The 15,811-nt window shown below is 36.2% G+C and carries 16 protein-coding genes and 3 tRNA genes; 17 read left to right on the plus strand and 2 right to left on the minus strand.

The genetic code is table 11. The annotated features are described in order from the left end of the window. Positions 1–110: 110 nt before the first annotated feature. The 13 genes from WMO14_RS04250 to dnaB all read left to right on the plus strand — a co-directional run bounded on the left by WMO14_RS04250 (position 111) and on the right by dnaB (position 9,231). Positions 111–182: transfer RNA gene (locus WMO14_RS04250), tRNA-Asn, on the plus strand. A gap of 62 nt (positions 183–244) precedes the next feature. Continuing rightward, positions 245–316, plus strand: a tRNA-Glu gene (locus WMO14_RS04255). Positions 317–349: 33 nt separating this feature from the next. After that, positions 350–420, plus strand: a tRNA-Cys gene (locus WMO14_RS04260). A gap of 285 nt (positions 421–705) precedes the next feature. Next, entirely contained in the window at positions 706–1,587 is an 882-nt protein-coding gene (locus WMO14_RS04265; RefSeq protein ID WP_055307071.1) for a hypothetical protein, read from the plus strand. A 36-nt stretch (positions 1,588–1,623) separates the two neighbouring features. Further along, complete coding sequence (locus WMO14_RS04270) at positions 1,624–3,042, plus strand: YveK family protein (RefSeq protein ID WP_090140477.1); 1,419 nt, start codon at positions 1,624–1,626, stop codon at positions 3,040–3,042. An 18-nt stretch (positions 3,043–3,060) separates the two neighbouring features. Continuing rightward, on the plus strand, positions 3,061–3,645 hold the full coding sequence (locus tag WMO14_RS04275; protein WP_022501471.1) for an AAA family ATPase: 585 nt from the start codon (positions 3,061–3,063) through the stop codon (positions 3,643–3,645). 4 nt (positions 3,646–3,649) lie between these two features. Further along, on the plus strand, positions 3,650–3,847 hold the full coding sequence (locus WMO14_RS04280) for a DUF951 domain-containing protein (protein ID WP_022501470.1): 198 nt from the start codon (positions 3,650–3,652) through the stop codon (positions 3,845–3,847). 106 nt (positions 3,848–3,953) lie between these two features. Beyond that, positions 3,954–4,241: a 30S ribosomal protein S6 gene (gene rpsF, locus WMO14_RS04285; protein ID WP_022501469.1), complete on the plus strand. Its 288-nt coding sequence runs from the start codon at positions 3,954–3,956 to the stop codon at positions 4,239–4,241. Between the two features lie 48 nt (positions 4,242–4,289). Then, entirely contained in the window at positions 4,290–4,739 is a 450-nt protein-coding gene (locus WMO14_RS04290) for a single-stranded DNA-binding protein (protein WP_055307073.1), read from the plus strand. A gap of 18 nt (positions 4,740–4,757) precedes the next feature. Further along, positions 4,758–5,021, plus strand: coding sequence for a 30S ribosomal protein S18 (gene rpsR / locus WMO14_RS04295; protein ID WP_022205046.1), 264 nt, complete (start codon positions 4,758–4,760; stop codon positions 5,019–5,021). 302 nt (positions 5,022–5,323) lie between these two features. Next, positions 5,324–7,378, plus strand: a complete 2,055-nt coding sequence (locus tag WMO14_RS04300; RefSeq protein ID WP_090140479.1) for a DHH family phosphoesterase — start codon at positions 5,324–5,326, stop codon at positions 7,376–7,378. Between the two features lie 42 nt (positions 7,379–7,420). Next, complete coding sequence (gene rplI, locus WMO14_RS04305; RefSeq protein WP_022501466.1) at positions 7,421–7,867, plus strand: 50S ribosomal protein L9; 447 nt, start codon at positions 7,421–7,423, stop codon at positions 7,865–7,867. 23 nt (positions 7,868–7,890) lie between these two features. After that, positions 7,891–9,231, plus strand: coding sequence for a replicative DNA helicase (gene dnaB, locus WMO14_RS04310; protein WP_022501465.1), 1,341 nt, complete (start codon positions 7,891–7,893; stop codon positions 9,229–9,231). Positions 9,232–9,373: 142 nt separating this feature from the next. Here the strand turns inward: dnaB and fdxA are convergent, their stop codons facing one another. Then, complete coding sequence (fdxA, locus tag WMO14_RS04315) at positions 9,374–9,544, minus strand: 4Fe-4S ferredoxin (protein WP_022501464.1); 171 nt, start codon at positions 9,542–9,544, stop codon at positions 9,374–9,376. A gap of 194 nt (positions 9,545–9,738) precedes the next feature. Between fdxA and WMO14_RS04320 the strand changes: the two genes are divergently transcribed. Beyond that, positions 9,739–9,945: a DUF1858 domain-containing protein gene (locus tag WMO14_RS04320; RefSeq protein ID WP_022205867.1), complete on the plus strand. Its 207-nt coding sequence runs from the start codon at positions 9,739–9,741 to the stop codon at positions 9,943–9,945. 205 nt (positions 9,946–10,150) lie between these two features. Here WMO14_RS04320 and WMO14_RS04325 read toward each other — a convergent pair whose 3' ends face one another. Next, the gene (locus WMO14_RS04325) at positions 10,151–11,062 is read right to left on the minus strand and encodes an adaptor protein MecA (RefSeq protein WP_022501463.1); all 912 of its coding nucleotides are present in this window, start codon (positions 11,060–11,062) and stop codon (positions 10,151–10,153) included. A gap of 250 nt (positions 11,063–11,312) precedes the next feature. Between WMO14_RS04325 and WMO14_RS04330 the strand changes: the two genes are divergently transcribed. From WMO14_RS04330 to WMO14_RS04340, 3 genes are all read left to right on the plus strand, one after another. Next, positions 11,313–12,968, plus strand: a complete 1,656-nt coding sequence (locus tag WMO14_RS04330) for a serine/threonine-protein kinase (protein ID WP_349153457.1) — start codon at positions 11,313–11,315, stop codon at positions 12,966–12,968. Positions 12,969–12,972: 4 nt separating this feature from the next. Continuing rightward, entirely contained in the window at positions 12,973–13,617 is a 645-nt protein-coding gene (locus WMO14_RS04335; RefSeq protein WP_055173806.1) for a hypothetical protein, read from the plus strand. A gap of 404 nt (positions 13,618–14,021) precedes the next feature. Further along, positions 14,022–15,716, plus strand: a complete 1,695-nt coding sequence (locus WMO14_RS04340; protein WP_349153329.1) for a glycosyl hydrolase family 18 protein — start codon at positions 14,022–14,024, stop codon at positions 15,714–15,716. The last annotated feature ends 95 nt before the right edge of the window (positions 15,717–15,811 follow it).

The following is a 15,811-nucleotide window of genomic DNA, read 5'->3' on the forward strand; positions in this document are numbered from 1 at the left end:
TTAAGGAAAGTACGAAAGTACTTGACAGGATACGGATGTATAAGATATATTTAATGTGCAGTTTTGAAGGAGCAATCCTTTAAATAATGAGTTAAGGAACTCAGGTGTAATCCTCGATAGCTCAATGGTAGAGCACTCGGCTGTTAACCGAGTTGTTGTAGGTTCGAGCCCTACTCGGGGAGCTGTAAGAATAATTATGATAGTTAAGCAAGTTGGGCATGTTGTCCTTCTAGTTCAGTATTAAGGCTCCATGGTCAAGCGGTTAAGACACCACCCTTTCACGGTGGTATCAGGGGTTCAAATCCCCTTGGAGTCATTTTTTGTTCTTACTATGAATATAATATGTTATGGCGACATAGCCAAGTGGTAAGGCGTGGGTCTGCAACACCCTGATCACCAGTTCGAATCTGGTTGTCGCCTCTTTAACCATCTCACAATTATGTGAGATGGTTTTTTTGTGTAATAGAAAATTCAGATAGAATTCCCTATTATACTGATGTACGCTCGTGCAAAGATGTAGTTAGTCACTGGTGACCGCACTCTGTGCTAGGATGTGCGTTGCACATTCTTTTTGCAATGTGATGTATTATTTATTTTGAAAGATATTTGAGAAAGATATTTGAGATATATTATTTTACAAAGATTTTTGATATGTTATAATATATTAAATAGGTTTTATAAATAAGTCAGAGGTAATGGTGAATAATGAATACAACTAACATTTTTAAGCAGTTCACTAAGAATACTGTGGGTAAGTTTACAAGAATTAAATTCACAAAGAACGGTACTATAAGAAAGATTACAGGAATTGCCGCTATTATATCAATAATGGCAGGGACGACAGCCTGTGGTAACAGAACAGAAGCAGTTATAACAGATAATAATGAAGATATAACAAGTTATAAGGAATATGCTACAGTGGAAGAAAGCAAGGCTTCCAAGTTCCAATATACAGATTTAACAATTAATTCGCTTAAATATATGATGACAGAAGCGGCAGTTAAGAATATATATGGCACACCGGTATCAGAATATGAGTCTACAGAGAAGGACACTAATGCTGAAGCGGAATATTTAGAAAAGGTATGTTCTTACAATGATTTAACGCTTATATTTGTAAAGTTCACAGATGACGGAAGAACGGCTGGAAAGAATGAAAATGGTACATATAAGCTGACAGCGGCGGCATCAGTAAGCGATAAGGATGTATTTTCAAGAGGACTTAAGGTCGGTATGTCGGTTGACTCAATATTAAGCGTATATTACAGGGATCAAGACTATAAGAATAATTATTATACATCAGATGACAGCACAGCAGTGCTGGGTAAATATCTATATGGAAGCTTTACACTAGATGAGCTTGACAAGGTTAATACTAAAGATGCAATTGCTTATGGATTAATTAATTTTAATGGTTATGACAGTGATGAAACAGCAGATAATTATATAATAGAATTTACATATTTTGCACCTGACTATAAAAATGGAACTGCATCAGTAGATGATGATTTTGCACAGATAGCATTTGATATAGATAACAATGGCGTAATAACAGCTATAAGATGGTACTATTATCCACAGCAGTAGTGGAAATTAAGATAATATGTTAAGAAGGAGAAGGACATGAAGAGATTTTCAAGGTGTGTGCTAATATTAATATTAGTAGCAATTCTTAGTGGAGTAAGCGGATATATGTACGAGAACAAGATGATATATCCAATGTATGAATCGACAACACAGTTATATGTTGTGCCTGGAGAAGAAAATGAGGCTTCAATAAGAGCCAATAATGGTGGGTTGAAGGAAGATTTTACTATTATTTTCAAGAGCAGTGTGGTAATATCTGCGGCACAGAGAGTGGCAGGAACATCAGAGGATATAGCACAGTATTTAACAGTTTCATCTCCTGCTAACAGTAATATAGTAGAGATTAAATGCGTTAATCCAGACCAGAATACAGCAAAGAAATATGTTGATGCGGTAGCTACAACAGCAGTTAAGACAACATCTATAATACCGGTTAAGTCAATTCAGATATTATCAGAGGGTACATCTACAGGTGTAGCATTTAAGCCGGATTTATACAGAAATACAATTATAATTACAGCCATTGCAAGTGCAGTATGTCTTTTTATAGAGATAATTGTATGCCTTTGCATAAGTGCATTTAAGTCAAAGGATGAAGATTTTAACCACGAATTTGAATACGAGAGAAGATTTGGTAATGTGGAGTATATTGACCACAAGCCAGACTTAATTGAAACATCTAAAGATAAGAAAGAAAAGGTTTTGAAACATTCTAATAAGAAGAATAAAGATGAAGATATCCTTATTAATATAGAGGATGAAAAGCAAGTCTATGAAGCTGATGATGAAGAAGATTTGGATGAGGATATTCTTCGCGAGGCTGCTCAGGACGAAGATATATTAAAAGATACAGATACAATAGAAGAAGCAGAGGACGAAGCCGATTATGAGGCACAGGCGGAAGTGGCAGCTACTATAAGTGAGGATAATGCAGGCACACAGCTGGATAATGCCAACAAGAACGTAAAGCCAGCATCAGCCAGTACAGTACAGTCTGCTAGCGTAGAAGCACCAGTCAGCACAGCACAGTCTGCTAGCGTAGAAGCACCGGACAGCACAGTACAGTCTGCTAGTGTAGAAGCACCAGTCAGCACAGTACAGTCTGTTAGTGTAGAAGCACCAGTCGATGCAGAACAATCCTCTAGTGCAGAAGTACCAGCCAGAACGGAGACCTTAGCTAGTGCTGTAGAAGTTGAAAAGCCAGTACAGGAAGTTAAAGCTGCAGAGCCAGTCAATGAGGCAGACCAGTCAGCACAAGAGTCTGATGCAGCCAGCCAGAAAGCTAATGTTGTAAGTGAACCAGTGGTTTCAGCCGTTGGAGCAGAAGTTGACAAGGCTCAGCTTAATAATGCAGGCAATAATACAGATTTGAACAATAATACAGATATAAATGATAGCGAAGAGGTTAATTCTGAAAGCAGAAAGTTCAGAATTTTAGGTACAATAAGAAAGTAGTTAAAAGGGTGAAGTCGTATGTATAGTGTAAATGTTGACAAATTAGTTAAAACATCAGAAACACAAGCAGAAAGTCTTTTAGAAATAACAGATAATATTATAGAGGGACTTGGAAATCACAAAGCATTTGCAGTGCTTGGCGGTAAGGTGGATACATTTAAAATAGCCTATAATATTATGGAAAAAGGCAATAAAGTGCTTTTTGTGGACGGAGATATAAGGACAGATGTATTTCTTGGAAAGTATAAGCTTGGCAAGAGTGCGAAGGGTGTGCTTGATTATATTAAAAGACCTGAGAAGAATGAAGAAATAGTCTGTGTAACTAATCACAAGAATTTGAGCCTTATATTTACAGGTATCAATGAAGATGGTGTTGTGACAGATGATGAGATAATGATATTTAAGTCACTTATAGATAAGTATTCTAAAGAATATGATTATATTGTGGTGGACTCAGATGAGGATGGAACACTTGCTGCATTTTGTGGATATGCGGCAATAATAGCTGAAAAGGAAACTTACGATGAGGACGAGCTTAATAACAGAGTTATACAGTTAGAAGATAAGGAGTGTAATGTATTAGGAGTTATTATAAGAGAATAGGTCTATGATTAAATTAGAATGTGGCGATATTATTAAAATGAAGAAGAAACACCCTTGTGGCAGTGACGAGTGGGAAGTTATTAAAGTGGGTGCGGATATTAAGTTAAAATGCTGTGGCTGTATGCACGAGATAATTTTAAAGCGTTCGCTTGTTGAAAAAAATACAAAAAAAATACAAAAATCAGTCAATAATGACTTGTAAGAGTTATAATTATGTGCTATAATCAATCCTCGTGATATTATTAATCCTTGTTCTTTTTATATTTTAATAAAAGGGACCTAAAGACCAGAAGGAGGTGCGACGTAGAATGAATAAGTATGAATTAGCATTAGTTGTTAGCGCAAACGTCGAGGATGAAGTAAGAAACGCTACAGTAGAGCAGGTTAAGGAATTAATCACTCGTTTTGGCGGTACAATTACTGATCCAGGTACTTGCGAGAAGAAGAAGCTTGCATACGAAATCCAGCATATGAGCGAAGGATACTACAACTTCATTAAGTTTGAAGCTGATGCAGCTACACCAGCAGAAGTTGAGTCAAGAATTCGTATTATGGAGAACGTTATTAGATTCTTAATCGTTAAAGATGGAGAATAATTGATTGACGTTTAGGCTTACAACTCTTTATAGAAGAGGAGAATAAGTATGAACAAAGTTATATTAATGGGTAGACTGACAAGAGAACCAGATGTACGCTATTCGCAGAATGCAGATGGCTCTATGGCAGTAGCAAGATATACATTAGCAGTAGACAGAAGACGTGCAAGAAACAATAATGATGAGCAGTCAGCTGATTTTATCAGTTGTGTTGCTTTCGGTAGATCTGGAGAATTTGCTGAAAAGTATCTTCATCAGGGAACTAAGATTGTTGTTACAGGACGTATCCAGACAGGTAGTTATACTAATAAGGATGGACAGAGAGTCTACACTACTGATGTTGTTGTTGAAGAACAGGAATTTGCTGAAAGTAAATCCGCTGCGTCAGGTGAGACAGCAGCATATACACCATCAAGACCAGAACCAAGCGCTGCTGCTGGGGATGGATTTATGAATATTCCTGATGGCGTTGAAGACGAGGGTTTACCTTTCAATTAAGATAGGAGGTAACTTGATATGCCAGATAAGAAGGCTGAAAGACCAGAGGGTCAGATGAGAAGAAGACCAATGCGCAGAAGAAAGAAAGTATGTGCATTTTGTGCTGATGCAAACAAGGCATTAGATTATAAGGATGTTGCTTTATTAAAGAAGTATGTATCTGAAAGAGGTAAGATTCTTCCTAGAAGAATTACTGGTAACTGTGCTAAGCACCAGAGAGCACTTACAGTTGCAGTTAAGAGAGCTAGACATGTAGCACTTTTACCTTACACAGTAGAATAATTATAATTGCAGGTTAGTATAATCTGCGGTTTAAAGAGCTTTCACAGACGTATATGTTTGTGAAAGCTTTTTTAATTTTATTATACAGATATGTTTAAATATATTTTGGTTATTAACTTTGCCTGTAGGTAAGGCTTAGAATATGTATCTTAATGAAGATAAGGATAATTGTGTAATTGAGCTTTGGGATAGATAATTATTTAATATAGCTTTTAAGACAGATGAAGTTGTGTTATAATTTGCATATGCGTTTGGGCATAGTAGTGTGCTGTATATAAGCAAGCAGGAATTGAGGAATTAATATGAATAATAAGCAAACAAAGTCATTCAAACCATCTGGCAGGCTTAATTCTATATTTTTATGGCCTGTAGGTCTTGGTATATTACTTGTATTACTTGATATATTATTATGTTTTGTGAGTAGTGTGGCAGCGTCAATTGTTGCAGTATTTATAGTTATATATGCCTTTGTCTGTGCGATGATGATATGCTATTTTCGTCCAAGAATAATAAAGGAGATAGTGGAATTTTCTTCCAATTATTCTCAGGTACAAAGACAGCTGCTGTATGAGTTAAGCATACCTTATTGCCTTTTGGATAATAAAGGTAATATTTTATGGATGAATGCTTCTATGCAGGCAAGTATTAACAGAAAGAATGATCTTAATAAAAATATTTCTACAATCATACCTGAGTTATCAGCCAATGTATTCAGGAATTTTGAGGATTTCAAAGAAATCAGGGTCGCATTTAATGACAGGGACTACCGTGTTGAAATGAAGAGAATAAGTGCTGATATAATCACACAAGGTGTTAATATTCTTGCCAAAGATTATAATTCTTCGCTTGTAGCTATGTATATGTTTGATGAAACGGATATTAACCAGTACATACAGAAGATAAGAGATGAAAGGTTTGTAGTCGGGCTTGTATATATAGATAATTATGAAGATGCACTTGAAAGTGTAGATGATGTGCGTCGTTCTTTATTTGTCGGACTTGTAGATAAGAGAGTTAATAAATATTTCTCAGCTGGTGCGGCTATTATAAGAAAACTGGAGAAAGATAAATATCTTGTTGTATTCAGATATAAGTTCCTTGAGAAGCTTCTCGCAGATAAATTCAGTCTTGTGGAAGATATAAAGAGCGTAAAAGTCGGTAATGAAAAGACACTTACATTAAGTATTGCCATAGGAACTGGTGCGGCTGATTATGCCAGAAATTATGATATTGCCAAGGCGGCTATGGATCTGGCACTTGGACGTGGCGGTGACCAGGCAGTTATCAAAGATGGTGAGAAGATATACTATTATGGTGGAAAGAGTCAGCAGATGGAGAAGAATACACGAGTAAAGGTACGTGTAAAAGCCCACGCTTTAAGACAGATATTAGAGGCTAATGACAATGTGCTTATTATGGGACATAATCTGCCAGATATAGATTCATTTGGTTCTGCACTTGGTATATATATTATTGCCAAGAAGTTCGGCAAGGAAGCTCATATTGTATTTGGCGAGATTTCAAGCAGTGTCAGACCATTTATGAACCGTTTTATAGATAAAGAAGAATATCCAGATGATATGTTTATTAAGAAAGAGGAAGCAGAGAATTATCTTACAGCATCAACGGTAGTTATAGTTGTAGATGTGAACAGACCACAGAGAACAGAGTGTCCGCAGCTTCTTGATAAATGTAAGACTATAATTGTATTTGACCACCACAGACGTTCAAGCGATACAATTACTGGTGCGGTGCTTTCTTATGTAGACCCATATGCTTCATCAGCCTGTGAAATGGTCACAGAGATGATACAGTATGTTGATGATGGAATTAAGCTTAAAGCATTTGAGGCAGATGCACTATATGCGGGAATATCAATAGATACAGATGGATTTAACAGCAAGTCAGGTCCTCGTACATTTGAGGCCGCGGCATTCTTAAGACGACACGGTGCAGATGTTACAAGAGTAAGGAAAATGCTTAGGAATGATATGAATGAATATAAGGCGATAGCTTCGGCAGTAAGCAAATCAGAGGTATACAAGTCTGCATTTGCTATTACTGTATTTGACGGAGAAGGTCTTGAAAGCCCGACTATAGGTGGTGCAAAGGCTGCGAACCAGCTTCTTGATATATCAGGAATAAAGGCTTCATTTGTTATTACACAATATGAAGATAAATTATATATAAGTGCAAGATCCATAGACGAGGTAAATGTACAGCTCGTTATGGAAAAGCTTGGCGGTGGCGGACATATGAGTATTGCCGGTGCTCAGCTTACGAATTGTACAATACAGCAGGCAGTTAATACAATTAAACTTACTCTCGACAATATGCTTGCTGAGGGCGAGATTTAGTATAAGCTTAAGCACAGGTAAAGTGCAGAAAAGAGGTTAATTATGGAAGTTATTTTATTAGAAGATGTAAGAACATTAGGTAAAAAGGGACAGATTGTTAAGATAAATGATGGATATGCCAGAAATTATGTTATACCTAAGAAGCTTGGTATAGAAGCTACACCTAAAAATCTTAATGACCTTAAGCTTCAGAAGAAGAGAGAAGAAAAAGAGGCAGCAGAAGAGCTTGCGATGGCTAAAGAGCTTGCTGCAACTATCGAAGATAAATCCGTTACAGTATATATGAAGACAGGTGAGGGTGGAAGAACATTTGGAACAATATCAACTAAGGAAGTAGCCGCAGCTGTTAAGGAACAGCTTGGACTTGAAGTTGATAAGAAGAAGATGAAGCTTGATGAGCCTATTAAGACTTTAGGTACACATATAATTGCACTTAAGCTTCATAAAGATGTAACAGCTAAATTGACTGTTAAAGTAGTGGAGAAATAATACATTTGTATAAGTGAGGAACTATGGAAGAATTAAATATTACCAGAACTATGCCTAATAGTCTTGAAGCTGAGCAATCGGTAATAGGTTCTATGATATGGGACAGGCAGGCTATTATTACTGCGGGCGAAATGCTTATGCAGGATGATTTCTATTATAAGCAGTACGGGATTATGTTTCAGGCTATGGTGGAGATGAATAATGAAGGCAAGCCTGTAGATGTTGTTACTTTACAGGAGAAGCTTAAAGAAAAAGATGTGCCTCCAGAGGTGTATAGTCTTGAATTTGTCAGGGAATTGCTTTCATCAGTGCCAACCTCTGCTAATATAAGACAGTATGCAACGATAGTTAAAGACAAGTCCATTTTAAGAAATATTATAAAAGTTAATGAAAAGATAGCTAATGACTGTTATGCAGGTAAAGACAGCACAGAGGATATACTTGCAGAGACAGAGAAGCGTATATTCGAGCTTGTAAGAAATAAAGGTGCAAGTGATTATACTCCTATTGATAAGGTTGTTCTTGAAGCACTTGATAAGATATCGACAGCGGCTAAGAACAGAGGTGTCGTAACTGGTGTTCCTACAGGCTTTAAGGATCTGGACAGCTATTTATCCGGATTACAGCCATCAGATTTTGTGCTTGTTGCCGCAAGACCATCTATGGGTAAGACTGCGTTTGTCCTTAATGTGGCGGAAAATGTTGCTATTAAACAGGGCATAACAACAGCCGTATTCAGTCTGGAAATGTCAAATGTACAGCTTGTAAACCGTATGCTTTCGCTTGAGTCATCAGTAGATGCCGACAAGCTTAGAAAAGGCCGTCTTGACTCTAATGACTGGGGCAAGCTTATTGAAGGTGCAGATGGAATAGCAAAGTCCAAGCTTATTATTGATGATACACCGGGTATCACGATATCGGAGTTAAGGTCTAAGTGCAGAAAGTACAAAATGGAAAATAATCTTGGCTTAATAATAATCGATTACCTCCAGTTGATGAGTGGTAATGGAAGGACGGAGTCAAGACAGCAGGAAATATCAGATATATCCCGTTCATTAAAGGCACTTGCCAGAGAGCTTGATGTACCTGTAGTTACACTGTCACAGCTTTCAAGAGCGGTAGAACAAAGACCAGACCACAGACCTATGTTATCGGACCTGCGAGAGTCAGGTGCGATAGAGCAGGATGCCGATGTAGTTATGTTTCTTTATAGAGATGATTATTATAATAAGGACACAGAACTTAAAGGTATTGCAGAGATTATCATAGCTAAGCAAAGAAATGGTCCTATAGGAACTGTTAAGATGGCTTGGATACCAGAACAGACAAGATTTGCAGACCTTGCAAAGAATATGGGTTCATAGAATTGATAATGATAAAGTGTATCGATTAGGAAAAACGCGGTTAATATAACTGTTTAGGAATTAATGATTAAAAGTTAATGGTTAAAATAAAACAGCAGGTGTGATAATTCACACCTGCTGTTGTTAGTTATGTATCTTCAAACTACTGTGGGTTTGGAGCACCAACTGGACATACACCAGCACAAGCACCGCAATCTACACATACATCTGCGTTGATTTCATAATGAGCAGCACCTTCGCTGATAGCTTCAACTGGACATCCAGCAGCACAAGCACCACAACTGATACAATCATCACTAATTACATATGCCATAATAATATTCCTCCTTGGATTTATTGTATCCATATTATACGATAGAGTAAGAAAAAATACAAGACAAAAAAATTAACACAAATCAGGTATTCTTGACATTTTTATTGGGTAATATTATAGTAGTTGTATGTGTCGGAAATATAGACCACACAACCTGATTATAACAGGAATTAATATATATGGAGGAAACAGGTATGGCAAGAGTTACCAAGGACACAACAATTGGTGAAGTTATACAGATTGATGCAGGAGTAATTCCAATTCTTATGGGTGCAGGTATGCACTGTGTTGGATGTCCTTCATCAGCAGGAGAGACATTAGAAGAAGCTGCTATGGTACACGGTATTGACAGCGATATGCTCGTAGAAGAAATCCAGAGCTACCTTCAGTCATTAGGCTAATATTAAAAAAGCTAAAGGCTGCTTAATATTAAAAAGATATCCCATTGTAGTAACATCTGCAATCAGTTTATAACTGGAGACTGGTGTTACTACAATGGGGTATTTTTTATTTTGGTATATATTGGTATAATTATCCGGATTATAAAGCTGTATGCAGATAATCAAAAATGTGCATATGGTAATGTTAACTCCACCAGCGGCTGTATTAGAGGTTAGCTGCAACATTTATCGCGTGCTTGGCTATAATGCAGTCACCGTGCTCTTTAAAGAAAGCAAATAAAGCTTCGTTTGAAGTTTCTTTAAGGGCATATTCTGATAATATGTTACATACCTTATTAAAATCTACAGATGAGCAGCAGCATCTCTGCATAATAAGGTAATATCTGTCACTGCCTGACTTCTTGTAAAGATAGCTTGGATCATTATAAATATGATTAATGACCTTGGAAGCATCAATAAAATCGTCCATAGATTCAAAAGAATATATTCTTGTCTTAGGAACAGGTGCAGCGGGAGCTTTGTGTTCAGTATTATTATCAGAACTGCTTCTGTCGCTGTTGGCAAATTCCTCAGGGATAGCAGTGGTGTCAGGAGCAGTATGCCTGCTTCCAGTGCTGACTGTATTCTCTTTGGAATTGTTGAGGTAATCTCTTACCTTGCTGAATAAATTCATAAGGTCATCACCGATAATCCCACCCTCTGATGTGGTCTTGGTATCCGCATCAAGCTCATCACCTGCGGTAGGCGGAACAGAAGTATCATTATAGGAATTATCATCAATAGTTTCTATATCTGAATAATCATCGTCATAATCATACTCACCATCATCCAAAGGGGAGAACTTAGAGAAGCGTGTATCTAATTCTTCAGGGTTCTCGACCTTTGTTATAATAAGAACAATACAATCAGATGAAATAGGAATTGCTTCAATCATAAGCGGAATATCGTCAGCCTCAAAACCAACCTCATAGGAAGCCTGCTGCATCATATCCCTGAAAAGTTCTTTTGCTTTTTCACTGCCATACGCAAGTTCGCTTATCTTTAATTGTCTAGAAGCAAGATCAGCCTGATTGAGTGTACAACGTATCTGATTCTCATTAACTCTTTCAATCTTCATAACAATCTCCTTTCTTGCGAAGTGCATAGTTAATTATATCTATGAAAATATAATACTCATTTTTCATAGATATGTAAAGGAGTCTGGATGTTTCATAAAATAAAAAATCTCTAAATTTTAAAAATTTCGACAAGAAGTTGTAAAATTGTATTGATAATATATTAAAAGTATGATATAAACTAATCAGAGTAATTTAATTCTATAAGTCAACGGAGGTGAATAACAGGAATTTAGCGATAAGTATGAGATAATAAAGCAATTGGCCAAGACCAATCATTCTAATGTATATTTAGTAAGGCATACCGCACTTGATACATTGCGAGTTGCCAAGGTTATCAGAAAGGCTGATATGGATAGTGACACTATCTTAAGAGAAGCCCGTCTAATTAAGAATCTTAAACATTCCCACATTCCAGTAATTTACGATATTGAAGAAGATGATATAAGTATCTGCATTATTGAAGAATATATATCTGGTAAATCTTTAAGGTCATATATTAATGATACAGACAATATAAAGACAAGTGAGATTTGTGATATAGCAGTTAAATTATGTGACATATTGGAGTATCTGCATAACTGCGATAATGAAATAATTCATCTTGATATTAAACCTGATAATATCATAATTGATGAGCATAATAATGTTAAACTTATAGATTTTGGGAGTTCGATTCACAAAGCTGGATTAACGCAGGCTGGTATGATAAGTCCAGGTTATGCTGCACCTGAGCAGTATGGCGGAAAGGAGCTTACTTATCAGACTGATATTTACAGTGTTGGAATGGTTCTTAAGTTTATGGCTGACAGCAATAGCACAGTCCATAATAAATTATACCCGGTAATTAATAAATGTACCCGTCATAATCAATACAGACGTTATAAAAATGTTAAAGCGTTAAGGTGGGAACTGGAACAAACTGCAAGGTCTGATATTACATTTTTTCAGAAAATAAAATTTATCAATAAAAATGCAATAAATAAAACCAGCAGTATAGCATTAAATAATACATATGTGTCAGGCAGTGTATTAGAAAATTACAAAATAAACAGCATTTATGGAATTAAGAATTACTCTTATATAATTAAAGTATCAGGTAGCAGGAGAGGAATTGGAGTTACCCATACTGTGCTTAGTATGGCACACTGCCTCGGTGATTATGGCTTGAAATGTCTGGTAATAGAAGGTTCGGGAAGAACGGATATATTACAGACGGCATTGGCAGATAATAGTATATGTTCTACATCAGAAGGCCTTCTTATCTGCAGGGGAATATGGCTGATGCCGTCATATGGCAGAGATGAAACGCAGGGTGTTAATTATGATATACAGGATAATTTTGACATTGTAATTATTGACAGTGGAGTTAATTCATTATTTAAGGATTGTGATAATGAATTAAAAAATATTCATATGGATAGTTGTAACGAAAGAGTAATGATAGATAGTTATGGCTATGAGGCAATAATGAATGATAATAATTCAAAAATAATAAATATATGTGTTGTTGGCGGAAAATATGATGTCAGAAGTGAGAGCAGCCTCATAGATGAAACTGATAAAATATGCCATAACAGCATAATATTTGTTAATCTTGTTAATGAAGTGCAGTTTTATGGGTATTCTAATACTATAGCAGATAAGAAAAGCTGTTATAGAGTGCCGTGTATATATGAGTGGTACGAGAATAACGCTGCGTGGACTTTAATTATGAAGGATTTTATGCAGGATAATCTTACTGCTTTATGGGAGAACATAGATGCAGGACAAAAAAAGGAGTTATATAAAATATTATATGAAAAAATATGGGTTATCATGCAAAAGATTAAGACAAATAAAAGAATTAAAACATATAAAGGGATTGAAGCAGAAAAGAAAGAGCAGGGAATTACTAAATCAGTATAAAAATGTGAGAATATCTGATAATGTAAGGACTATAGGAGTAGCAGGGCTTTGTGACAGTGCAGGTGCAACTTATGTGACTATTATGCTGGCAGTGTTTTTTACAAGTGTATTAAAGAGAAAGACGGCTGTTGCAGGTGACATTAAGACATATGTGCTTATGAAAGAGCAGATGTGTGCAGGAAGAACAGTACGTTGTAAGAAGATGGTATCAAGACATGCCTACAGTATTAATGGGATAGACTTTTACGGGGTTCTGAATGACAATAGTTTTAATATATTAAAAGATAATTATGATATAGTAATAATAGATATAGATTTTGGTGATGCCAAGGATACATTTGCAAGAATGACTGCTACACTGGCAGGGTGTGACAAGAAAATGCTTATAGGGTCAATGCTTCCGTGGAAATTCAAGGAGTGTATTAAAAAGATTGAGAGAATGGGCAGATTTCTTCATATAAAGGGATTAACTATGTATACATTGACCAATGGCACAAAAGAGAATGAGCAGTTATTGCAGGATTATGGAGTGAAGGTGGAATTAACACCGATAGAGCGCAATCCTTTTATGATAAGTGGAGAAAATCTTCACTGGTTTATGAAACTGTTAGTACCTTCTTATAAAGGTTATAATGGGGAAATAAGATAATATCACAAAAATAATATCACGGACAATTTAATAAAATGAGTATATCAATATTATTTATAATAGATTAATTAAAGATATATTCAGAAAAATGTATTAATGAAAAATATGTTAATAAATATAACAGAAAAATACATTAATATAAGTTAAAGGCGTCCCTTCGCCATACAATATACAAGGCGGGGTTAAATACATTTTGACCCTGCCAGTATTAAATGATACAATACTTCTGCAAAGATACTGTATATAGTCAGAATAATAAATATTATTGTTAATGCAATAAAGGCATATATTTAATGTCAGATCGGGCACTTCGTATACTTAATGAAGAAATACAATAAAGTCAATTATTTAGTGTCAGAGCGTGAGCGTAATAAATAACAGTATAGACAGGAATGGAGATAAGAATGAGAAGCAGAAGGAAACACAGATATAGAACCGGACTGATAGCAGTTGTGGCAGTGGTTGTTCTTGCCGCACTGGCAGCAGGTACATTTTTAGTAAAAAGATACGCTCCATCTAAGGAATGGATGGACGGTTATAAATATTTTGAGGTTGATAGTAATACCGATAAGACATTCGTTATAATTGATAATAAAAGTTACAGTGATATCGGAGTTATGAGAGATGATGTGTTGTATCTACCGGTGGATTTTGTGTCTGATTATATAAATGTAAGATTCTATTATGACAAAGAAAGTAACGCTGTTTTGTATACAGATGACAGCAGGACATATATATACGAGCCTGACAGCACAGGGTATAAGGACAGCGATGGTAATACATATGATAGTGAATATAAGATAGCGTGTGAGATAGATGGCACAATGTATATAGCATTTCAGTATGTGGCAGATTATACGAACTGCACATATGCATATGGAAGCAAGCCTTCAAGATTGTCTGTTAATATGATTAACGGAGAGGTCAGCAGGGTTACAGCTAAGAATGATATGTATATACGATACAGAGGCGGCATCAAAAGTGACATTTTAGAGCAGATTAATAAAGGTGACAGCGTATATTATGTAGAAAGCTATGACGACTGGATAAAGGTAATAAGTGCGACAGGGTACACGGGTTATGTAAAGAGCAGTGATGTAAGCGAAGTGTATACAGAAGTTCCAGATAATACATATGAGTCACAATATGCAGGTCTGTCAATAAGCCAGAAGGTTAAGCTTGGCTGGTTCCAGGTTGCTGGTATGGCTGGCAATGATAACTATTCACAGCTTATAGGTCTGTCTAATATAAATGTTATCGCCCCAACCTGGTACAGCATTACATCAGAAAATGGCAGTATGAGTAATTACTCATCGGCTTCGTGGGTTAATGCTATGCACAACAGAGGGTTACAGGTGTGGCCTTTAGTGGACGATTTTAATAAGTCAGTAGATTTTAAGGCGTTATATTCAAGCAGGACAGCAAGAAAGACAATGATTGATACGCTTATTAAAGATGCGAGGGCATATGGATATGACGGAATTAATCTTGATTTGGAAAATGTTAAGAGTGATTATGCTAAGGATTTCCTGCAATTTGTAAGAGAGTTGTCGGTTGAGTGCCATAAGAATAATATTATATTGTCAACAGATAATTACAAGCCGGAGGCATATAACAGCTGTTATAATCTTAAGGAGCAGTCAGATTATGTGGATTATGCAATTGTTATGGCATATGATGAGCATTATGCAGGTTCTGAGGCCGGTTCAGTTGCTTCACTTCCATTTGTTAAGGAAGCAGTTGAAGATATGACAGCATTAGTACCGGCTGATAAGGTTGTTGTGGGTATACCTTTCTTTACAAGAATATGGAGCGTATCACAGACTTCGACAACAAGCAGTGCAGTTGGTATGCAGGCGGCTATTGATGAGCTTAACAAAGACGGACAGACAGCCATATGGAATGATGATGCAGGACAGTATGTATGCTCATATGATAAAAATGGAGTAACCAGGAAGATATGGTTTGAGGAAGACAAATCAATCGAGGAGAAACTTAAGGTTGTAGTTGATAACAATACGGCAGGAATTGCGGTATGGAAGCTAGGACTAGAGAAAGCTTCTGTGTGGAATGTAATTAACCAGTATATTAATGATTAATTATAAATATTAGTATGTCGGAAATGCTTTAAGTACTTACAATTAATGAATAGTATTAAATAGATTAAAGGAATTGCGGTGGCACAAGGTGCATA

It is taken from the genome of Lachnospira rogosae (ex Hitch et al. 2025), from assembly GCF_040096455.1.
Taxonomy (GTDB): Bacteria; Bacillota; Clostridia; order Lachnospirales; family Lachnospiraceae; genus Lachnospira; species Lachnospira rogosae.